The organism is Mesorhizobium robiniae (assembly GCF_040545535.1).
GTDB classification, from domain to species: Bacteria; Pseudomonadota; Alphaproteobacteria; order Rhizobiales; family Rhizobiaceae; genus Mesorhizobium; species Mesorhizobium robiniae.
Genome location: NZ_JBEPMC010000004.1, coordinates 190,340 through 211,571, shown reverse-complemented (window position 1 = coordinate 211,571; position 21,232 = coordinate 190,340). Strand labels below are relative to the sequence as shown.

Below are 21,232 nucleotides of genomic sequence, written 5' to 3'. Positions count from 1 at the left end.
GGGGGGAGGAAGGGCGCGAAGCGATTCCGGCTGACACCCTTCCTCTCCCTCCGGAGGGGGGAGAGGTGGCGCCGCGAAGCGGCGACGGAGTGGGGGAAGCCGTTCATGAAACGCGCAGTCGCCGCAAAACCGGGACAACGAAGCGAGCGCGTAACCTTCGGCAAACGGGCAATCAGGCGGAAGCACTGCTTTGGCTTGAACTAAAGACGCGCAAGCTCGGCGGCTACCGCTTTACGCGTCAGTTCTCCATCGGCCCCTTTTTTGCAGATTTCGCTTGCCGCGAAAAATGGCTTGTTGTTGAGGTCGACGGACACCAACACGCCGACAGCTCATATGATCGCCGCCGCGACGATTTCATGCGTGCCCAAGGCTATTCGATCCTGCGTCTTTGGAACCATGACGTCCTGAAACATCGTACGTCCGTCTGTGAAACCATCCTAGCCGTGCTTGATGGCAGGCTCGCCGAAAACATCGCTGTATCCGACCTCCGCTTTGTTTTCACGCCCCGCTCACTCGATTCGATCTCTTCAAAAACGGAACTATCTTCATGAAATCTCATGCAAAAGCAGTTGTCATCGGCGGCGGTGTCGTCGGCTGCTCGGTGCTCTATCATCTGGCCAAGGCCGGCTGGACCGACATCATGCTGATCGAGCGCTCTGAGCTCACCTCCGGCTCGTCCTGGCATGCGGCGGGCGGCTTCCATACGCTCAACGGCGACCCCAACGTCGCCAAGCTGCAGGCCTATACGGTGCAGCTCTACAGGGAGATCGAGGAGCTTTCCGGCCAGTCCTGTTCGCTGCACCTGACCGGCGGCGTGATGATGGCCGACACGCCCGAGCGCATGGACTTTTTACGCCTTGCCCACGCCAAGGGCCGCTATCTCGGCATGGACACCGAGCTGATCACGCCGTCCGAGGCCAAGGCGATGTTCCCGCTGATGGACGAGACGAATTTCGTCGGCGCCATGTGGGATCCGGTCGAAGGCCATCTCGATCCTTCCGGCACCACCCACGCCTATGCCAAGGCTGCCAGGAAGCTCGGCGCCGAAATCGTGCTGCGCAACCGCGTCGTCGAGCTGACGCAGGAAGTCGACGGCACCTGGAACGTCGTCACCGAGCAAGGCACGGTCAAGGCCGAACACGTCGTCAACTGCGGCGGCCTATGGGCGCGCGAGATCGGCCGCATGGTCGGTGTCGAGCTGCCGCTGCTGGCCATGGAGCATATGTACCTTTTGACCGAGCCGATGCCGGAGGTCGAAGAATTCAACAAATCGACCGGCCGCGAGATGATCGGCGTGATGGACTTCAAGGGTGAGATCTACACCCGGCAGGAGCGCAACGGCATCCTGCTCGGCACTTATGAAAAGGCTTGCAAGCCATGGTCGCCGGTCAACACGCCATGGGATTTCGGCCACGAATTGCTGCAGCCCGACATCGACCGCATCGCGCCGTCGCTCGAAATCGGCTTCAAGCATTTCCCCGGCATCGAGAAGGCCGGCATCAAGCAGATCATCAACGGTCCCTTCACCTTCGCGCTGGACGGCAACCCGCTGGTCGGCCCGGTGCAGGGCCTGACCAACTTCTGGTGCGCCTGCGCCGTCATGGCCGGCTTCTCGCAAGGTGGCGGCGTCGGGTTGGCGCTGTCGAACTGGATGGTCAATGGCGACCCCGGCTTCGACGTCTGGGGCATGGACGTCGCCCGCTTCGGCGAATGGGCAACACTGCGCTACACCAATGCCAAGGTGCGCGAAAACTATTCGCGCCGCTTTTCCATCCGCTTTCCCAACGAGGAATTGCCGGCCGCGCGGCCGGCGCAGACGACGCCGCTCTACGACACGATGCTGGCCAACAACGCCGTCATGGGCGACTCGTGGGGCCTCGAAACGCCGCTCTGGTTCGCGCCGAAAGGTACGGAGCCGAAGGATATCGTTTCCTTCCACCGCTCCAACGATTTCGGGCCGATCGGCGAGGAAGTGCGTACCACCCGCGAGAAGGTCGGCGTCACCGAGATCGCCAACTTCGCCAAATACGAAGTTTCCGGGCCGGCTGCCGAGGATTTCCTCAACCGGCTGATGACCAACCGCATGCCGAAGACCGGCCGCATCGTGCTGACGCCGATGCTCAATGAATTCGGCAGGCTGATCGGCGACTTCACCATCGCCAAGGCGGGCGAAGAGCGTTTCATGATCTGGGGCTCGTCGGCCGCGCAGAAGTATCATATGCGCTGGTTCGAGAAGCACCTGCCGAAGGATGGTCCAAGGGCGTCACAGGTCCGCATCCACCGCTTCGACCAGACGCTTGTCGGCCTCTCGATCGCCGGGCCGAGATCACGCGACCTGCTGCAGAAGCTTGTTGACGTGGATGTTTCGACCAAGGCTTTCCGCTTCATGGATTTCCGCGAAATAGCGGTCGGCGGCGCACCCTGCATGGTCAATCGCGTTACCTATACCGGCGATCTCGGTTACGAGATCTGGATGGCGCCAGCCTATCAGCGCCTGGTCTACAAGGCGATCAAGGATGCCGGCGAGGAGTTTGGCATCGTCGATTTCGGCATGCGCGCCTTGCTGTCGATGCGCCTGGAAAAGAATTTTCCGACCTGGTTCCGCGAACTGCGCCCGATCTATGGCCCGTTCGAAGGAGCAATGGATCGCTTCATCAAGCTCGAGAAGAACGATTTCATCGGACGCGAAGCGGCGGCCCGGGAGCATGCGGAAGGGCCGAAACTGCGCCGCGTCTCCTTCATCGTCGATGCCGCGGATGCCGATGTCATGGGCGACGAACCGATCTGGGCCAAGGTCGGCGGCAAGGACTACGGCACGGTGGAAAAGCCGCATGGCTATGGCGCGCCGCGTTTCGGTGCGGACGGCAAGGAAGTGCGCGGCTCCAGGGCTGCGGAAGGCGCCTCGGCCGTGCGTGGCATCGTCGACGGCGACTGGCGCGTGGTCGGTTGGGTCACCTCCGGCGGCTACGCGCATTACGTGCAAAAGTCGATGGCGCAAGGCTATGTGCCGGCCGCCTTGGCCGAGAACGAGAGCGCCGGCTTGTTCGAGATCGAAATCCTCGGAAGCCGTCGGCCGGCCCGCATCAATATCGAGCCGCCGTTCGACCCGAGGGGCGAGAAGATGCGGACCTAGAGCATCGGACCCAAAAGTGGGTCCGGTTGGGAAATCCGATGCTCAAGCAAAGAGATAGTGCGGCGGTACGATTCGACTTGGAAGACCGCCGCTCTAGCAGCGATCAGGGCTGCCACATTGTGCAGGAAGCGGTCTTCATGCTAGCGGAGCCGGCAACTGGCACTGACGACGAGAATTCCTTGAAATATTCGATGAGATGGGCCGAATGGCTTGCCGAGGGCAGGATCGGCCCCTTCCCCGCGGCGATCGTGCTGGTCGCGCTCTATTGCTGCACACAGATCGTCGTGCTGCCGCTGGCGAGCCTCTGGGCGGGAACTGGGGTCGGTGTCGATGACTCCGAACAGCTGATGTATATCAGGTTTTTGTGGGCGGGCTATGGCGGCTCGCAGCCGCCGCTTTACTCCTGGCTCGGCTGGCTGACGTCGTCGGTGTTCGGAACCAACATCTTCACGCTGAAATTACTGAAATACTCCCTGATTTTCGTAGCCTTGGCGTCCATCTTCGTCACGGTGCGCAAACTGGGCTATTCCCAGCGCACCGCGGTTGCCTCCATTCTAGGCCTGTTACTGTTTCCTCAGCTGATCTGGGAAATGCAGCACACCTTGTCGCATACCGTTGCCGCCTTTTGTTTTTCGGGGCTGCTGCTGCTTGCGCTCGTCGAGCTGCTGCAGCGCAAATCGCTGCTCGCCTATGCCTTGTTCGGCCTGGCGATCGGCGCAGCTGTGCTGGCGAAATACAACCTTTTCATCCTGATTGCCGCGATGCTGGCGGCGACATTGACGTTGCGCGAAACCCGCCACGTCATCCTGCGCCCGCAAATCATGATCAGCATGGCTGTGGCGCTGCTGGTCTGCCTGCCGACATTGTATTGGACCGCCACGCATCCGAGCGAATTGCTGGCGCGCAGCTACAAGTTCGGCATCAATGGAGGCGACGGTGCTTTCGTCGTCGCGTTGAAAGGCATCATCGCCTTTGGCGATGCCGTACTGAATTTTGCCATCCTGCCGGTCGTGATTCTTGCAGTGGCGATGCTGGCGGGGCGGGTCGTTCCATCGACGCTCCGCCAGCGGCTTCCAGAGTCGGAAAAACTATTGTGGCGCATTCTCGGCTTCGGGCTCTGCATCACCATTGTGCTGGTGATTGCCAGCGGCGCCACCACGTTCAAGGCGCGCTGGTTGTTGCCGGTCCTGCTTTTTCTGCCTGTCGCTTTCGCTGCTCGCATGGAGGCCCTCGGCGACAAAGGCAGGACAGCGCAAAACCTCATCATCACCGTTGCAGCAGCACTGGCCATACTGATCTTGCCGGCGACATGGGCTTATCAGGTCTACGGCGGAACGGGCCAGGGACGCGTCGTCCGCCTGGACTACCCGACGCTGTATCGTGATCTGACGGCCGATGGCGCCGTCAAGACGGTCACGTCGGACTGGCACTGGGTGGGCAATCTCAGGCTCGTCGATCCCGACCTTATCATTCTCGGGGACGAGGTGCCTGATTTCGCCGCGTTGCTGCAGGAACCCGCCGTTCTGGTCTGGCTCGACAAACCAGATCCGGAACCGGAAATCCTGGACCGCATCAATCAGGCTGGTTTCGTCCTAGACAGTGAACGCCGCAGCCTCAGGGTTCCCGAATTTCTCGGTTCCAGCGAAGGCAGGCTAGTGACCGTCGTCAAGTTGAAAAAGCGAAATGCCAATGCTCCTGCGGCCGATTGAGATCGGAAGGATAGGAAAGTGAGCGAGCCAGGCGTCGAGCGACGGTTCGGTCGCCACCGCAAGATCATGCCATTCGAGCCGGACGAAGCGGGCTCCATCGAGGCGTTGCGCCTGAAGTCGCGGCAGAAGGCCGCTGAGCTCAACCAGCACGTGCTCGGTTATGGCGCGCTGGCGGAAGCCGAGTGGCAAGCCGCCGGAATTGCTGCTCCCGATCTGCCCGCCATGCGCCGGTACCGCCTCGACCGCATCCGAGCCGAGCTGAAGCGTCGCGGCTATGCTGGAGCCCTGCTCTACGATCCGATCAACATCCGCTATGCGACGGATTCGACCAACATGCAGCTCTGGGTCGCGCACAATCCGACCAGGCATTGTTTCGTCGCCACCGAAGGCCCGGTGGTGCTGTTCGATTATTTTTCCTGCGAGCACCTTTCCGACCATTCCGGCGTCGTCGACGAGGTGCGGCCGGCTGTGTCGTGGATGTATCTCTATAGCGGCGAGTTGACCGAGCAAAAGACCCGCCGCTGGGCGGCCGGCATCGCCGATCTGGTGAGGGAGCATGGCGGCGGCATCAACCGCATCGCCGTCGATCATATCAATCCCGAGGGCGTGGAAGCGCTCGCCCGCCTCGGCATTTCGATCGGCAATGGCGAAGCGTTGATGGAAAATGCACGTCTGATCAAATCGCACGACGAAGTCCTGGCCATGCGCCGCTCGATCGTAGCTTGCGAGGCGGCGATGAGCGAAATGGAAGCCGCACTCGTCCCAGGCATTTCCGAGAACGAATTGTGGGCCGAACTCCACCGCGGCAACATTGCGCGTGGCGGCGAATGGATCGAAACCCGCCTCTTGACCTCGGGCCCGCGCACCAATCCGTGGTTTCAGGAATGCTCGTCGCGAATTATCGAAGCCGGCGATCTCGTCGCCTTCGACACCGATCTGATCGGCCCCTACGGCTTCTGTGCCGACCTGTCGCGTACCTGGCTTTGCGGCGACGCGAATCCGTCTAACGAACAACGAGACCTGTTTCGCATCGCCGCCGACCAGATCGCCCACAACACCGGCCTGATGCAGCCGGGGACATCATTCCGCGATCTTGTCGAACGCTCGGCGGTGCCACCCGGAGACTGTTTCCCGACGCGCTACGGCGTGCTTTATCACGGCGTCGGCCTGGCCGACGAATACCCGACGCTGCCGCATGCGATCGACTGGACTGACGACACGCCGGACGGCGTGCTTGCGTCAGGCATGGTGCTTTGCGTCGAGAGCTATATCGGCCGGCTTGGCGGCCATGAGGGCGTCAAGATCGAGGAACAGATCCTGATCACCGAAACCGGCAACGAAAAGCTTTCGGCTTACCCGCTCGACGAGCGGCTGCTCGGCGGCTGATTGTTTTATGCGAGCGCAGCAACAGCCTCGCGCAACGCCACCACGATCCTCTCCGGCGTCGTCCTGGCGGTGATAAATGGCAGGCCTTTGCGCCGCCTTGTCCAACCAACCACCGCCACCGCTTCGGCTGCAGGCTCGAAGCGCTGCGCCTGCGCCCAGCTCTGGCAGTCGATGGCCGCGACATCGGCCTTGCCCTCGGCAATGGCGATGATCGAAGCCCGGTGGCCACCGCTCTCGCTGCGCTCCGAGAAGATGTCCAGGCCTTCGCCAAGCGCTTCCAGATCGCGCGTCGGTGCGATGATGCCCGACATCGAATCAAGGCTGTTAAAGGTAAAGCGCTTGCCGCGCAGCAGATCGACCGGGATGAGAGCGCTGCCGTCGGCAGGTGATGCGACCGATGGCAGCTCACCTGCCCGCATCACGAGCGCGCTCGAATAGAGTTCACCCTGCCCGCCCTCGAATGCGGAGTAGCTCGGCTGGCCAACCAGTTGAACATGCTTCGACAGGCCGAGTTCCATCGGCCCCCAGCAGCTCTGCGCGAACAGCAGCGCGGGATGCAGCCAAAGCTTGTGAAAATCCAGTTCGTTCGGCGGTAATGTTGCCGGATCGGGCGCGATCACGCTTCCAGCGGCATCGCGAACACCACCCGGCACCGGCGGCAGGTCGCCATTGCGGCGCATGAGGGTCTCCGGCACGTCGATGTCTTTTTGCCGAAAGGCGTCACGCAGCCGCGCCCATTGGGCGTCGACTTCGTGGCGCACTTCAGGCCAGTCATACATCGGCAAGGCCGCAATGAATTCGCTCATGCCGGGAATCGACCATTATGCCAGAGGGGTTGATGGTACCATTGGCGCCAAGCGCCCACGACAAGGATAGCCGCTAGCGCGGCAAAGTCGCAAAATCATTCCTTCGGCGGCTCGGCGGGCACTGGCGCGCTGCCAAGTCCATTCAAGCTGCGCGCCCTGATGCGCGGCTTGAACGCCCGCCCCGGCTCCGGCGTGCGTCTCAGCACCGGATGGACGATCGGCTCCTTAGCCTTGAATGCATAAGCCCTGAGCAGCGCGAAATAGTTCGGATACGCATAGCCATTGTTCATCCGCAGCCACTCGTCACGGCGGTCGGCAAACAGCTTCGGCAGCCGATACCAGGCAACTGTCGGACTCTTGTGGTGGACGAAATGCAGGTTGTTGTTGAGAAACAGGAAGGACAGCGGCGAACGCTCGACGATCACCGTGCGGCCTTCCGGATGCTCCGACCACTGGTGCTCGGCGAAGGTGCGGATCGAAATCAGCGACTGGCCAAGCCACACCGGCACCAGGATGTAGAGCCACAACGGAATGCCGAAGCCGAATTGCACGATGGGCAGCACCACGGCGAGGCCGACGGCGTGCAGCAACCACGCCTTGCGGATCGCCTTGTCGCCGGCAAGTATCTGCTTGGCATCGTCGATGAAGAAGCCGATGCAAGAGAGCCAAGGGCCGAGCACGAAGCGGCCGACCATGGTGTTGTTGATCTTCAACAGAAATTTCATCGCCGGCGGCAATTCGTCATGGTGCCACAGCGCCTTGTAGTAGCTTTCGGGGTCGTCCAGCGGGTCGGTCAGCCGTTCGTCGGCATGGTGACGCAGGTGAATGGTCTTGAACCGGCGGAACGGCCAGACGAGGCCGATCGGCAGGAAGACAAAAGCTTCATTGAGCAGTGCATTGCGGGTCGGATGGCCGTGCAGGACTTCGTGAGCCAACGAGGATTGCAGTGCGGCGACCAACGCCAGAACGGCGAGCGCCAACAGCGGATACAATGGCCAGATGAGCAAGCCGGCGGCGAGCCAGGTGCCGTAACAGAAAAACGCCAGAAACACGGTCGGCCATTCGATGGCCGGTGCACTGCGTCGTCTGTTGTTCGTGCTCGTCATGGATCGACCACTGCCCTTCCAGTCGCCGGAATCGTTTTTGATTCCTGACAACATTGTGTCAGGAGCGTTGAATTGCTGCAACGCGACAAAGCGCACAAGATGTTGCGATTGCGCATTTTCAGCCGCACATGTTATGTATTGTAAACAACATCGAGGATTAATTTACGCCGGAAGCGCCGCTTTGGGGGCTTCGGCAGATTTTTTTCCTTCCAACGGCCGGAATGACGATATGGACAAACGCGACCTGTCGACGATCTTTCGGGAGCGCCTGAAAATGCTCTTGACAAGGTCCGATTTGAACCAGTCCGCCTTTGCGACGGCGGTGGGCATTGACCGTTCAGCACTTTCACAGCTTCTCTCCGGCGCCTCGACACGCCTTCCGCGCGCCGAAACGCTGCTCAACATCGCCGCCGAATTCAAGGTGTCGCTCGACTGGCTGCTCGGCCTCAGCCAGGACGAAGGCGTCACCGGCGAAATCCGCGAGAGCCTGGAGATCGAGGAAGCGCCCGACGGTTTCGACCGCACGCTACTGGCCAGGTGGCATGCCGAGGCCGCAGGCACGAAAATCCGTTACGTGCCGGCCGGCATTCCCGATCTTTTGCGCACCGAGGCGCTTGTCGATTACGAAGCCGGCATTGCCAACAAGAGCCGCGAGGCGCAGGCCGGCGAAACGCAGTACCGCATCGACTACAACCGACGGCCGGAAACCGACATGGAAGTCTGCATGCCGCGCCATACGCTGGAGATTTTTGCCCGGGGCTTAGGCGTGTGGGACCGTTTCCCGGAGGCCGACCGCCACCAGCAGCTTCTCCACATGGCGACGCTACTCGACGATCTTTATCCGACCTTCCGCCTGTTTCTCTATGACGGGCGGATGCGCTATTCGATCCCCTACACCATCTTCGGGCCCTATCGCGCCGCCATCTATGTCGGCGACATGTATCTGGTGCTGAATGCGACCCAGCCGGTCCGCACGCTGACCAGCCATTTCGACAATCTGATCCGCGCCGCCGACATCAACGCGCATGAAGCCGCCAGCTTCACGCAAAGGTTGGCGGAAATGCGATTTTGACGGCCTGTTTCCTGCGTTGACATTGACGCCATATAAAGAGTTCTTTATGTCTTTATCCCAATAGGGAATTCCGGAAGGCGTATTTCACCATGACCAACCCGATTGACGCGCTGCTTGCCGAAAAGGGCGTTCTGCTTGCCGATGGTGCCACCGGCACCAATCTGTTCGCCATGGGGCTGGAGGCCGGCGAAGCTCCCGAGCTGTTGAACGAGACGGCGCCCGACACCATCACCAGCCTGCACCAGAATTTTGTCGATGCCGGCGCCGACATCATCCTCACCAACTCCTTCGGCGGCACCCGCCACCGGCTGAAGCTGCACCATGCGCAGGAGCGCGTGCACGCGCTGAACAAGCGCGCCGCCGAGATCGCCCGCGCTGTCGCCGATAAAGCCGGCCGCAAGGTCATCGTGGCGGGCTCGGTCGGCCCGACCGGCGAGTTGCTGGTGCCGCTCGGCGCCATGACTTATGACGAGGCGGTCGACGCCTTTGCCGAACAGATCGAAGGTCTCAAGGCCGGCGGCGCCGAAGTCGCCTGGATCGAGACGATGTCGGCACCGGACGAAATCCGCGCCGCAGCCGAAGCCGCGATCCGTGTCGGCCTGCCCTATACCTATACCGGCTCCTTCGACACCGCCGGCCGCACCATGATGGGGCTATTGCCGAAAGACATCCACGGCGTCGCCGATGGACTGTCGCAGGCGCCGCTCGGGGTCGGCGCCAATTGCGGCGTCGGCGCCTCCGACATCCTCGCTTCGCTGCTCGACATGACCGAGGCGAAGCCGGAGGCGACGGTGATCGTCAAGGGCAATTGCGGCATTCCGGAATTCCGCGGCACCGAGATCCACTATTCCGGCACGCCCGAACTGATGGCCGATTATGTCAGGCTCGCCGTCGATGCCGGCGCCAAAATCGTCGGCGGTTGCTGCGGCACCTCGTTCGCCCACCTAGCCGCTATGCGCAAGGCGCTCGACGCACACACCAGGTCGGATCGCCCGACCGTCGAGAAAATTGTCGAGCGCATCGGCCCGATGCGCAACAAGCAAGCGACGGTCAACACCGCCGAGACCAGCGAAGCCCGCCGCGAGCGTCGGCGCAGCCGCGCCTGACAAATGTTGAAAAAGGCCGGCAAGGTTTCCCTTGCCGGCCTGCCTCACCCGCCCATGGGTCGGTTTCCCCTACCAGAACGATCCCATCTGAAGAAAACCGGCCGTATCGCCACTACCGGTTGCCGCCAAGCGCCGAGGCAAGGCGCACAAGCGAGAGGAACTCGGACCGGTACCCAAACGGGTCGGCTCCCCGGGCGGCAGTGGCAATCTCCATGATCTTGTCGTAGCCGAACTTCGCGATCGCATCCTCATCGCGTAGCTTCTGGCCAAAGGCCGCGACGGCAACGGAGAAGCGCTGGTCGGTGCTGGCCTGGTCAAAGCTCGCCACCTCGTTGGCCGATGTCACCGGCGTGGTTATGAGCTTCGAGGCGTCCTCGTTCGGTAGCTTGTAGCGGATTTTGACGAAGGCATATTCGTCGGCGTTGGTAACGCCGCCATTGTTCACCGAAGCTTGGCCGTAGCGCAGCGGATCGATCTTCTCGCCGCCGCTGCCCTTCGGCGTAATCTCGTAGATCGCGGTGACCGAATGCCCCGAACCGATCTCGCCGGCATCGACGCGGTCGTTGTTGAAATCCTCGCGATTCAAGGCGCGCGTCTCATAGCCGATCAGCCGGTATTCCGAGACCTTTTGCGGATTAAACTCGACCTGGATCTTCACGTCCTTGGCGATGGTGAACAGCGTCGAGGACGCATCCTCGACCAGCACCTTCTCGGCCTCGGCCAACGTGTCGATATAGGCAGCGGTGCCGTTGCCGTTCTGGGCAATGGTCTGCATCATTTGGTCGTTGAGATTGCCGCGGCCGAAGCCGAACACCGACAGGAATACGCCGGTCTTGCGCTCCTGCTCGATCAGCCGCTTCAGATCGTCGTCGTCGGTCTGGCCGACATTGAAGTCGCCATCGGTGGCCAGCATCACCCGGTTGACGCCATCCTTGACGAAGGACTTTTGCGCCAGCCGGTAGGCTTCCTTGATGCCCGCCTCGCCGGCCGTGCTTCCGCCAGGCCTCAAAGTGTCGATGGCATTGAGAATCCTGTCCTTCTCCGAAACCTTGGTCGGTTCGAGCACCGTGCCGGCATCGCCCGCATAGGTGACGATCGAGACGGTGTCGTCGGGTCTCAGCTTGCCGACCAGGAGCCGGAAGGCCGACCGCAGGAGCGGCAGCTTGTCCTGCTCGTTCATTGAGCCCGACACGTCGATCAGGAACACCAGATTGGCCTTGGGCTGCTCGGCCGGCTTGGCGTCGAACCCCTTGATAGCGACATGCATAAGCTTGGTGTGCTCGTTCCATGGCGTCGGCATGACGCTGACGGTCGAATTGAACGGCGTCGAGGCGGTCTCAGGCCCTTTCCAATCATAGGGGAAGTAGTTGATCATCTCCTCGACGCGAACCGTGTCGGCCTGCGGCAGGAGACCTTCCTTCAACGAACGTCGCACGAAGGAATACGAGGCCGTGTCGACATCGATCGAGAACGTCGAGACCGGAGCTTCGAGCGCGGCACGCACCGGATTGGTCTTGAAACCCTCGACGCGGTCGCGGTTTTGCTCCTGCGGCAGGATCTGGTCAGCCGGCATGGTGGAGGGCTGCGCCATCAGTTTGGATTCGGCTGTTGTGCCGACCGCTGGGGCGCTTGCGCCGCCGTCCCGTGCGAGCTCGCCGATCGGCGCCGGCGGGGGCGCATTGCGGGTCAGCGCATCCTGCCTTGCCATGCCGCCGACAGCCGCCGATTCGGGCTTCGGTGGCGATGCCGGCGCAAGTGCCTCGGCTGCGACGCGGCTTTCAACGTCGACATCGGCTTTCTTCCGCTTGTCAGCCTCGGTGACGGTGAGCGGCGTCACCGTTGGCGGCGCATTGGCCACAGGTTTGTCGGCGAGCGTTTCGGTGATCTTCTCGTCCCCACCGGAACGGAACGGCTGCTCCTGCAGCATATAGATGGTGGCGTATCCGGCGATCGGCAGGGCGACGAGCCCGGCAATGGCCGGCGTGGCGAAGAGTTTCTTTTGCATGATTTCGCTCCAGAGCTTTTGTGCTCGCTCTGTGAGACGAAGCCCGCCCGCCGATCCTTGGGCGGCAGGTGAAGTTTTTTCGTCTATGTCGTAGGCACGCATGGCGGCTGCGAAGGCACGCGCCTTCGCGTCGGTACCCGGTGCCGGCGCTGCGATGTCGTGCAGCCTCTTGAGTTCGTTGTCGTCGACCATGATCACACTTCCCCGGCTGAACGCATGAGCGTCTTCAACCGTTTCTTCGCTTCATGGATATGCCAGGAAACCGTCGTCTCAGAGATCGCCATCGCCTCGGCAGCGGCTGCGTGGCTCAGCCCTTCCCCATAGACGAGCAGCACTGCGTCGCGCTGCTTGCCCGGCAGCATCCGCACCGCCGCCCAAAGCGCCTCGGCCGGATCTTCGGGCTCGGCCGGGGCTTCTCCCGAGATCAGCTCGTAAGCGCCATAGGCTCGGGTCTTGACCGTCTCGCGTGCAGTCTTGCGCATCATGTCGCGCGCCGCATTCAGTGTCATGGCGTAAAGCCAGGTGGTGAAGGCGCCGCTGCCATGATAGTCGCGGATCGCCCGGCCAAGTCGGACACAGACTTCCTGGGCGATGTCTTCGGCGTCGGCCTTTTTTCCGCACCAGCGATAGGCGGCGCGATAGACGAAATCATAGTGCCTTTCGAGCAATGTGCCGAAAGCCCCCCTGTCTCCGTCCTTCGCCCGCCCGATCAGTTCGGCGTCGGAGGCTTCGCTTTCATCCAGCATCAGCGCCATCATTTGCCTGTTGGACGAAGGCTAGTGGCGATTCCTTGGCATGAGGGAAGAAATTTTTTGGCAGGCGGTCACATGAAGACCGTCTACGCCCTATCCAAGCGTCTCCGCGAACAGCGTCGCCAATCGTTTCCAGTGGCGCTCGGCGCCGGTAGCATCGAAGGCACTGTGGTCCGGCACGCACCAGCCATGCGCCATGCCGGCATAGTTTTCTATGACATGGTCGACCTCGGCCGTGCGCAGCGCTTCGGCCAGCCGCGCCGACTGTTCGGGTGGGAAGCTGCGGTCCACACCAGCCGTGCCGACATAGACCCGCGCCTTGATCGACGCAGCCTTGAGGTGCGGGCTGTCGGCGGCATCGCTCGCCAGATTGCCGCCATGGAAACTGGCCGCGGCAAGGATGCGACCGGGATAGGCTGCGGCAGCATTCAGCGCCCGCGCTCCGCCCATGCAGTAGCCGACGGTGCCGACCGGTCCGGCCACCCCTTCGGCATCGAGCGCATCGAGGAAAGCGCCGCTGTCGCGGATGGTCATGTCCTGTGTCGTGCCGCTGAGAAGACCCATAATGACGGCCTTGCGCTTCTCGTCACTGAATGCGGTCTTGGCCTCGAAAGGACCGTAGGGCGCGTTGCGGTAGAAAATGTCCGGGACCAATACCGCGTAATTGTCGCCTGCAAGCCGTTCCGCCATTTGGTCGAGCGCCGGCCGCAGGCCAAAAGCGTCCATATAGAGGATGATTGCGGCCTTGGCCTGGGCTGCCGAGCGGAACAGACCGGCTTTTACCAAGCCGTCGCTGGTTTTGATCTGAATGTCCCGCTTCGCCATCACCCATTCCTTGGCTTGTCGTGCGATACATATCCATGCAAGCCATCGGGGCAAGCCGTAATGCGGCAACCCTATTCAAGATTCCGTGCGGCATTCGGCGCGCTACAGACGCGCGAACGCCGCCATGTGAAAAGCCTGAACCTCTGGGGGATAGCGGTAGTCCGTACCATAGGGACAAGCGTTGCGGTCGAGACAGCCGCCGGTTCGGCAAGGCGCGCCGTTTTGCCCACGCACATGCACCAGACAAGTTTCGTGCGCGAAACCATCCGCAGAATACGCATCGACCGGGCAGGATTTCAGGCAAGGTTTTTCCAGACATGTATCGCAGAGATGAATCACGCCGCGAGGTTCTTGCAGCGCAATCTCGTCCTCGAACAGCAGCGCGCCGCGATAGGCGTGCCAGAGCCCGTATTGCGGATGCATGAGGATGCCGAGCGGCGACGGCCGCAAGCCCTCCGCCCGCATCCCCCATTGCTGGAACGGCAGATACGGCCTGTCGGACGGTGATACGGCACGCGCGCCGAATTTCTTCGCGGCCGCGCCGATCACTTCGCGCGACCATATGTCGAGCGGATCGGCGATCGTCCGTGATTGGCTTTCCTTCCAGCGTAGGAAATGCGGCCATGGCGCAGCACCCGCCTGCCCTACCAACAGAATGGATCTGGCGGCAGCGCCAGAGAGACCAGGAGGCGTTTCTTCACCGCCTGCAAAATTGAAGCCGCCGCGCAGAATGAGGGCGTGGGCGAAAAGCGCAGTCGCGATGGCGTCGATCATGCTGCGTTCGAGGATTCCTGTCACCCTTCGATCCTTGAAAACGGGATTACTCCCTTTTTCTCAAGCGTCTCACGCAAATTATCGGCGTAGCGATGCGCAAACGCCTCTACTTCAACTTTGGGCCGGGCAAAATAGCGGTCATAAAGTGTTGAATAGTCCTCACCTTGGGCGAACGGCGCTTCCACTTTTCCAAGCCAATCAACCCAGTGACCGATCTCATGCAGAAGCGTGCGATAGAGCTGCGTGGCTCGCACGGAATCGAGTGAGGTGGAAACGAGATGCTTCTTCCCAACCCGGCTAACTTTGTGACCATCCAAACGAAGTCTGTCCAACTCTGCCGCATCCTCAGGGTCCAGCGCTGTGGACCATTCGATGGTGTCGCCAACGTTACAGGCTTCCAAAAATAAGGCCGGACCACTTTTTTCAATGGAGGATCCGCGAAAACCAAGATCGGCATAATAAAACATTCGCCCCCACGCCGGTCTGAGTACGCGCGCTTTTCGCGTCGGTTGGCGCAAGACAAATGTTTCCAGCCCGGCCCAGTCAGCGAGAGGAACATGAGAGAGAAGGAAGACAACATCTTCGACCGAGCAAGCGTGAACACACCCACCGCTCGTCTTTTCGACAATGAGTGTTACGTCCCTGCCATTCACCGTCCTGCGCAGCGTCTGGCCAGGATTGAGCTGCGCCGCACACCATCCAGCGGATGTCCACGGTCGGGGAACGATCATGCGGTTGTTTTGCCCATGGCCCTGCTTCGGCGTGCCAATGTTCCGGTTTCGCCTGGTTGGATTGAAAGGCATTGGCACAGTTCCCTCGCCGCTCGTCCTCACCCGCGACGCGCAAATTATCCCTTCTTGTCCGGGTCGGAGAAAGCGCTCCGCCAGACTTCCTTGTGGATGATGTTGGCGACTTTAGCCCCGCCTGACTCGGGCTCCTTTCAGGTGAAGGCGTCGGCCATCGACGCCTTCTTCTTTGCGATGAACTCCTTCAGCCCGTCGTCGATGCCCTGATCGAGATGCGGCGCCTCGTAGCTTTCCAGCCAGCGGCGAGCGAGTTCGTTGGCGCGCTGCGGTGCGGTTTTTTCGCCTTCGGCCAGCCACTGCTCGTAGGAATTGTTATCGGCGATGTTGGAACGGTAGAAGGCGGTCTGGAAGTTGGCCTGGGTGTGGTCGCAACCGAGATAGTGGCTGCCCGGACCGACCTGGCGGATGGCGTCCATCGCCTGGCCGTTTTCCGACAGGTCGACGCCTTCGGAGAACTTCTGCGTCATGCCGAGCTGGTCGATGTCCATCATGAACTTTTCGTAGCAGGAGGCGAGCCCGCCCTCGAGCCAGCCGGCCGAATGCAGCACGAAATTGGTGCCGGCAAGGATCGTCGAGTTCAGCGTATTGGCGCTCTCATAGGCGGCCTGCGCGTCTGGTATCTTCGAGGCGCACAGCGAGCCGCCGGTACGGAACGGCAGGCCGAGCCGGCGCGCGAGCTGTGCCGCGCCATAGGAGACCAGCGACGGCTCCGGCGTGCCGAAGGTCGGCGCGCCCGATTGCATCGAGATCGACGAGGCGAAGGTGCCAAACAGCACCGGCGCGCCCGGCCGGATCAGCTGCGTGAACGACGCGCCGGCCAGAACTTCGGCCAGGACCTGCGTCAGCGTGCCAGCGACCGTCACCGGGCTCATCGCGCCGGCCAGGATGAACGGTGTGACGATGCAGGCCTGGTTGTGCCGCGAATAAACCTTCAGCGCTCCCAGCATGGTTTCGTCGAACACCATCGGCGAATTGGCGTTGATCAGGCTGGTCAGCACGGTGTTATTCTCGACGAAATCGTCGCCGAACACGATCTTGGCCATCGCCACAGTGTCTTCGGCGCGCTCCGGCGCGGTGACCGAGCCCATGAACGGCTTGTCCGAATATTTGATATGGCTGTAGATCATGTCGAGATGACGCTTGTTGACCGGCACGTCGACCGGCTCGCATACCGTGCCGCCCGAATGGTGGATCGACGGCGCCATATAGGCGAGCTTCACGAAATTGCGGAAATCCTCGATCGTCGCGTAGCGCCTGACACCGTCGAGGTCGCGCACGAAGGGTGGTCCGTAGACCGGCGCGAAAACGGTGGCGTTGCCACCGATCTGCACCGAGCGCTCGGTGTTGCGGGCGTGCTGGGTATAGGTAGACGGCGCGGTCTTCAGCAGCGAACGGCAGAGGCCCTTCGGGAAATGCACACGCTCGCCCTTGACGTCGGCGCCGGCCTCTTTCCACAGCTGCAGCGCCTCCGCGTCGTCGCGAAAGATGATGCCGATCTCCTCGAGCACCGTGTCGGTGTTCTTCTCGATCAGCGCCAGCCCTTCTTCATCAAGCACCTCATAAAAGTTGATCTTGCGCTTGATATAGGTGAGCTGGGTGCCGGGGCCGCCGCCCGAGCGCGCCGCCCGCCGGGCAGCAGCGCCACCGCTTGCGGCGCGCCCGCGCCGCGCATTTGACGCTTCCTGATCGACCGGCGCGTTCTCACTCATGATCTTCTTCCCTGAAACCCGAAAACTGTTGCGGCCGCATATCGCGGCTTCTGGCCGGATCGTAGTCATGCACCCTATTCGAAACGGCCCGCCAGCGCCAACGCCTGTCGCAAAATCGACAAGAATTCCAATAGATTTGCGGTCGCTTTCCTTTTGCGGGAAGTCGCAAATCAGCTATGGACAAGCGGCCCTCGCGGGTTAGGTATTGACGCAATATTTTTTGAGCTGCCGTGATTGTTCCACACGGCGAGGAGCCTGAGAAAAAATGGCCGACGACGAGATCATCCTTTCCGAGCTTTCCGACGACGAACTCGTGCAGCAGATGCACGACGACCTTTATGACGGTCTGAAGGAAGAGATTGAGGAAGGCACCCAGATCCTGCTCGAGCGCGGCTGGGCGCCTTACAAGGTGCTGACCGAGGCGCTGGTCGAAGGCATGCGCATCGTCGGCGAGGATTTTCGCGACGGCATCCTGTTCGTTCCCGAAGTGCTGCTATCGGCCAACGCGATGAAGGCCGGCATGTTCATCCTGCGTCCGCTGCTTGCCGCCACCGGCGCGCCGAAGCAGGGCAAGATGGTGATCGGCACCGTCAAGGGCGACATCCACGACATCGGCAAGAACCTTGTCGGTATGATGATGGAAGGCGCCGGTTTCGACGTCATCGACCTCGGCATCAACAATGCGGTGGAAAAATATCTCGACGCCATCGAACAGCACCAGCCTGACATCATCGGCATGTCGGCGCTGCTGACGACAACCATGCCCTACATGAAGGTCGTCATCGACACGATGAAGGAAAAGGGCATCCGCGACGATTATGTCGTGCTGGTCGGCGGCGCCCCGCTCAACGAGGAATTCGGCAAGGCGGTCGGGGCCGACGCCTACTGCCGTGACGCGGCCGTGGCGGTCGAGACCGCCAAGGACTTCATGAAGCGCAAGCACAACGTCCGCGCTTCGGCCTGAGCTGACGAGGAGAAGACAGGAGCATAAGTACGAAAGCCCGTACTTATGCCATGACACAGGCCGAAGCGGCGCGTAACGCCTGGCAGCAAGCGACAGTGGTCCGCGCAGCGGACATGCCGATGACTATTCCGCCTCTTTCGCCTCTTCCTTTTTCAAGACCGGCGTGTCGGCAGTTGTCGTATTCGTGATGCTTGCGACTTTGGTCTGCTGATCTACGCTTGCAGCTTTGGTCTGCTGATCTACGGAAGCCGTCGTTTTAGTGTGGCCAACACATTCCGCTGCGGCGCCGGACACAGAAAGGCCCAGTGCGGCGACAACCAAGAGAGCGGTCTTCATCCTAAGGCTCCTAGCTTCGTTGTTGAGGGTACTAGAAAAGGGTAACGGCATATCCCCTGCTCGAAAAGTCAACTTTTCGTGCCCGCCCTGACGAAAGCAATCGCAACAGGCGGACACGACGTCCGCGGCTCGGCCCGGAGTATTCGGCACGGACAATAACCAAGCCGCGCCTTGCAGCGCGACTTTGTTGCTCCCAGATGTTAGAAGGACTTAACGCGCATCGCTTGAACTATGTTGATCGCGATGCGCGTTGATAAGATTGCGGATCAGGGATTCTCGACCGTGTCCTCAACCGCGTTGGCTGTCGATTTGACATCCTTGCCGACGCCGCGGACGGTGTTGGCGCAGGCCGAAAGTGCCAGGGCACTAGCTAGAATGGCAATAGGTGCAAGGCGCAACAGTTTCATGGATAGTCTCCCTCGTTCGATAGATTCGAAACAATAGCACGAAAACCGTTCTATGAGCGCCGTACGAAAACTACAACCCGATCAAGGCGCCAGGCTACTCGTCATCGCCTGCGGGATGATTGCGCGCGAAATTCTGGCCGTCAAGGAGCAGCTGGGGCTTGACCATCTCGACCTGACCTGCCTGCCGGCGGAGTTCCATTTCTACCCGGACCGCATCGCCCCGGCCATGGACAAGGCAATCGAGAAGGCCAAGGCCGACGGCTACAGAAACATCTTCGTCGGCTACGCCGATTGCGGCACTGGCGGCCTGCTCGACCGCGTCTGCGAGAAGCATGGCGTGGAGCGCATGGCCGGGCCGCATTGCTTTGCCTTCTACCAGGGTATGGACGCTTATGCGAAGGTCGCCGACGACGACATGATGTCGTTCTACATGACCGACTTCCTGTGCCGCCAGTTCGATGCCTTCTTCATGAAGCCGCTCGGCCTCGACAGGCATCCGGAGCTGATCAAGGACTATTTCGGCAATTACGAGAAGCTGATCTATATCGCCCAGACCGACGATCCGGAACTCGACAAGGTCGCCGAGAAAGCCGCGAAAATGCTCGGCCTCGCCTATGAGCGTCGCTCGACCGGCTATGGCGACCTGCCGACGGAGCTGGCCAGCGCCGCGGCACGCGGCTGATCTTTCGATCAGGCGGCTCCTTCTTCCGCTGCAATGGTGGCGAGCACGTCGGCAAAGCTCGTCTTGCAGACGAAGCCCAGCCTGTCCCTCGCTCGCGACGCATCGTAAATGCGGTCGATCGAGGAAAACATTGTCCAGCCTTTGCGGGCGTAGAGCGCCGGAAACTCCGGGAAATAGCGCGCGACGACGGACGGTGCGTCCGCGATCAATGCCTCGCAATCGTCGGGTCTGAACGGCGTTGGCGCCGAGACGATGAAGGTGTCGAAGCCCAGTTGCGGCGCCTTCTCCAGTGCCGCGACATGGGCATCCGCTGCATCTTCCACAGTCAGCCGGCGGAACAACAGCTCATTGGCTTTGGTGTTGGCGTCAGACTGTTCGATCGCATGCGCCATGTCGTCGGCTTCGGGAAAGAAGCGCCCCGTGCGCAGCACGATCACCGGCAGGCGGTGCTCGATGTGGTACAGACGGCAAAGATGTTCGGCCGAGAGCTTGGTGACGCCGTAGATGTTGCGCGGCTCGGGCGACATCTCTTCCGTCAGCCAGGCAGCCTTGCGCGCACCGCCGGTGAAGCCGGCGCGGATGGCTTGCGAGATCATCAGCGACGTCGTCGACGTGAAAACGAAGCGCTGAACGCCTGATACCACCGCCGCATCGAGCAGGTTCAGCGTGCCGCGCACATTCGTCTCGACGAAATCCTCATTGCGGTTGTGCTCGATATCAGGCTTGTGCAACGCGCCGCTGTGGACGATAGCCTCGATGCGGTTTTCCCTGACTGTCCGCATGACCAGATCACGGTCGGCAACCGAGCCGATCATTTGCGTTTGCGCCGACGGAACGGGATCGAAACCGATCACGTCATGGCCAAGATCCCGCAGGCGCGGCGCGAGCACGCTGCCCAGCCAGCCTGACGATCCCGTAAGCAAGATCCGCATCGGCGAAACCACGATTTTTAATCTGACTGCTGTTAAGCACGGATGACAGGCAGCCGCGAACAGGTAAGTTATGTGCCAAACGAGAAAACAGGCTGCTCCAGCCATCGACCGGGAAACGCACCGATGATCACTCGCCTCCTGATTGCTGCAGGAATTGTCTGCTTCGCCCTGCCCGCGCTCGCCGACGGCGAGGTGCAGAAGCTGATCACGCCCGCCGACAAGGCGCGGCTCGACAAATATGACGAGACGCGCAAGGCAGCGCTCGACGAAGCCAAGGCCGGTAACGCCGCCGAGGTCAAAGAGCTCGACGCCTTGCTGGCAAAGCCGCTGGTCTCGTTTTCCGACAAGGACCTGACCGGCAATTGGCAATGCCGCACCATCAAGGCGGGCGGGCCCGGCGCGCTGGTCATCTATGGCTGGTTCAAATGCAAGGTGAGCGACGATGGTTCGGGCTGGAGGCTGGAAAAGACCACCGGCTCGCAACGCACCAAGGGCCGTTTCTTCGACGATGGCGAAAAGCGTGCGATCTATCTCGGCTCCTTTTCCGTCAACAACGATCCCGCGAAACCCTATGGCAGCGGCCCGGAAAGCGACCAGGTCGGCTACGCCCTTCGCAGCAGTGCCGACGAATGGCGCATCGAGTTCCCGGCGCCCTACTACGAATCGAAGCTCGACATCCTTGAATTCAAGCGCTGAGCCTGCGGCTCTGACACCTTGGCCTA

General features: G+C 61.4%; 20 protein-coding genes. 9 read left to right on the top strand and 11 right to left on the bottom strand.

What is annotated here, in order from left to right; genetic code table 11:
- The first annotated feature begins 65 nt into the window (after positions 1 to 65).
- The 4 genes from ABID19_RS12885 to ABID19_RS12870 all read left to right on the top strand — a co-directional run bounded on the left by ABID19_RS12885 (position 66) and on the right by ABID19_RS12870 (position 6,228).
- The gene (locus ABID19_RS12885) at positions 66 to 551 is read left to right on the top strand and encodes an endonuclease domain-containing protein (protein ID WP_435528721.1); all 486 of its coding nucleotides are present in this window, start codon (positions 66 to 68) and stop codon (positions 549 to 551) included.
- A complete protein-coding gene (locus tag ABID19_RS12880) occupies positions 548 to 3,133 on the top strand; it encodes a GcvT family protein (RefSeq protein ID WP_354490965.1) in 2,586 nt (861 codons plus the stop codon). Before ABID19_RS12885 ends, ABID19_RS12880 begins: the two co-directional genes overlap by 4 nt.
- Before the next feature lie 38 nt (positions 3,134 to 3,171).
- A complete protein-coding gene (locus ABID19_RS12875; RefSeq protein ID WP_354490963.1) occupies positions 3,172 to 4,842 on the top strand; it encodes an ArnT family glycosyltransferase in 1,671 nt (556 codons plus the stop codon).
- Between the two features lie 66 nt (positions 4,843 to 4,908).
- On the top strand, positions 4,909 to 6,228 hold the full coding sequence (locus tag ABID19_RS12870) for a M24 family metallopeptidase (protein WP_354491602.1): 1,320 nt from the start codon (positions 4,909 to 4,911) through the stop codon (positions 6,226 to 6,228).
- A gap of 5 nt (positions 6,229 to 6,233) precedes the next feature.
- Here the strand turns inward: ABID19_RS12870 and ABID19_RS12865 are convergent, their stop codons facing one another.
- Both ABID19_RS12865 and ABID19_RS12860 read right to left on the bottom strand, forming a co-directional pair.
- Entirely contained in the window at positions 6,234 to 7,034 is an 801-nt protein-coding gene (locus ABID19_RS12865; protein ID WP_354490962.1) for a phosphate/phosphite/phosphonate ABC transporter substrate-binding protein, read from the bottom strand.
- Between the two features lie 95 nt (positions 7,035 to 7,129).
- The gene (locus ABID19_RS12860; RefSeq protein WP_354490960.1) at positions 7,130 to 8,140 is read right to left on the bottom strand and encodes a fatty acid desaturase; all 1,011 of its coding nucleotides are present in this window, start codon (positions 8,138 to 8,140) and stop codon (positions 7,130 to 7,132) included.
- A 229-nt stretch (positions 8,141 to 8,369) separates the two neighbouring features.
- Between ABID19_RS12860 and ABID19_RS12855 the strand changes: the two genes are divergently transcribed.
- Together ABID19_RS12855 and bmt are read left to right on the top strand one after the other, a co-directional pair.
- Positions 8,370 to 9,212: a helix-turn-helix domain-containing protein gene (locus ABID19_RS12855; RefSeq protein ID WP_029351899.1), complete on the top strand. Its 843-nt coding sequence runs from the start codon at positions 8,370 to 8,372 to the stop codon at positions 9,210 to 9,212.
- Positions 9,213 to 9,301: 89 nt separating this feature from the next.
- On the top strand, positions 9,302 to 10,318 hold the full coding sequence (gene bmt / locus ABID19_RS12850; protein ID WP_354490958.1) for a betaine--homocysteine S-methyltransferase: 1,017 nt from the start codon (positions 9,302 to 9,304) through the stop codon (positions 10,316 to 10,318).
- A gap of 112 nt (positions 10,319 to 10,430) precedes the next feature.
- Here the strand turns inward: bmt and ABID19_RS12845 are convergent, their stop codons facing one another.
- The 6 genes from ABID19_RS12845 to ABID19_RS12820 all read right to left on the bottom strand — a co-directional run bounded on the left by ABID19_RS12845 (position 10,431) and on the right by ABID19_RS12820 (position 17,189).
- Complete coding sequence (locus ABID19_RS12845) at positions 10,431 to 12,515, bottom strand: YfbK domain-containing protein (RefSeq protein WP_354490957.1); 2,085 nt, start codon at positions 12,513 to 12,515, stop codon at positions 10,431 to 10,433.
- Positions 12,516 to 12,517: 2 nt separating this feature from the next.
- A complete protein-coding gene (locus ABID19_RS12840) occupies positions 12,518 to 13,078 on the bottom strand; it encodes an RNA polymerase sigma factor (RefSeq protein ID WP_354490955.1) in 561 nt (186 codons plus the stop codon).
- Positions 13,079 to 13,168: 90 nt separating this feature from the next.
- Positions 13,169 to 13,900 (bottom strand): dienelactone hydrolase family protein, encoded by a 732-nt coding sequence (locus ABID19_RS12835; protein WP_354490953.1) that lies wholly within the window; start codon positions 13,898 to 13,900, stop codon positions 13,169 to 13,171.
- Between the two features lie 102 nt (positions 13,901 to 14,002).
- Positions 14,003 to 14,674 (bottom strand): hypothetical protein, encoded by a 672-nt coding sequence (locus ABID19_RS12830; RefSeq protein ID WP_354491600.1) that lies wholly within the window; start codon positions 14,672 to 14,674, stop codon positions 14,003 to 14,005.
- 20 nt (positions 14,675 to 14,694) lie between these two features.
- Positions 14,695 to 15,477: a hypothetical protein gene (locus ABID19_RS12825; RefSeq protein WP_354490951.1), complete on the bottom strand. Its 783-nt coding sequence runs from the start codon at positions 15,475 to 15,477 to the stop codon at positions 14,695 to 14,697.
- Between the two features lie 137 nt (positions 15,478 to 15,614).
- Positions 15,615 to 17,189, bottom strand: a complete 1,575-nt coding sequence (locus tag ABID19_RS12820; protein ID WP_354490950.1) for a trimethylamine methyltransferase family protein — start codon at positions 17,187 to 17,189, stop codon at positions 15,615 to 15,617.
- Positions 17,190 to 17,454: 265 nt separating this feature from the next.
- Here ABID19_RS12820 and ABID19_RS12815 point away from each other — a divergent pair, with 265 nt between their 5' ends.
- On the top strand, positions 17,455 to 18,153 hold the full coding sequence (locus ABID19_RS12815) for a corrinoid protein (RefSeq protein WP_008876431.1): 699 nt from the start codon (positions 17,455 to 17,457) through the stop codon (positions 18,151 to 18,153).
- A gap of 123 nt (positions 18,154 to 18,276) precedes the next feature.
- Here the strand turns inward: ABID19_RS12815 and ABID19_RS12810 are convergent, their stop codons facing one another.
- Positions 18,277 to 18,489, bottom strand: coding sequence for a hypothetical protein (locus ABID19_RS12810; protein ID WP_354490949.1), 213 nt, complete (start codon positions 18,487 to 18,489; stop codon positions 18,277 to 18,279).
- A gap of 266 nt (positions 18,490 to 18,755) precedes the next feature.
- The gene (locus ABID19_RS12805) at positions 18,756 to 18,896 is read right to left on the bottom strand and encodes an EncA/B family entericidin (protein WP_352931893.1); all 141 of its coding nucleotides are present in this window, start codon (positions 18,894 to 18,896) and stop codon (positions 18,756 to 18,758) included.
- 52 nt (positions 18,897 to 18,948) lie between these two features.
- Between ABID19_RS12805 and ABID19_RS12800 the strand changes: the two genes are divergently transcribed.
- Positions 18,949 to 19,578: a DUF1638 domain-containing protein gene (locus tag ABID19_RS12800; protein WP_354490947.1), complete on the top strand. Its 630-nt coding sequence runs from the start codon at positions 18,949 to 18,951 to the stop codon at positions 19,576 to 19,578.
- 8 nt (positions 19,579 to 19,586) lie between these two features.
- Here the strand turns inward: ABID19_RS12800 and ABID19_RS12795 are convergent, their stop codons facing one another.
- Positions 19,587 to 20,510 carry an NAD-dependent epimerase/dehydratase family protein gene (locus ABID19_RS12795; protein ID WP_354490946.1) on the bottom strand — a complete coding sequence of 308 codons (924 nt, stop codon included), beginning with the start codon at positions 20,508 to 20,510 and terminating at the stop codon, positions 19,587 to 19,589.
- Positions 20,511 to 20,633: 123 nt separating this feature from the next.
- Between ABID19_RS12795 and ABID19_RS12790 the strand changes: the two genes are divergently transcribed.
- Positions 20,634 to 21,206 carry a DUF4893 domain-containing protein gene (locus ABID19_RS12790; RefSeq protein ID WP_354490944.1) on the top strand — a complete coding sequence of 191 codons (573 nt, stop codon included), beginning with the start codon at positions 20,634 to 20,636 and terminating at the stop codon, positions 21,204 to 21,206.
- Positions 21,207 to 21,232: the final 26 nt, after the last annotated feature.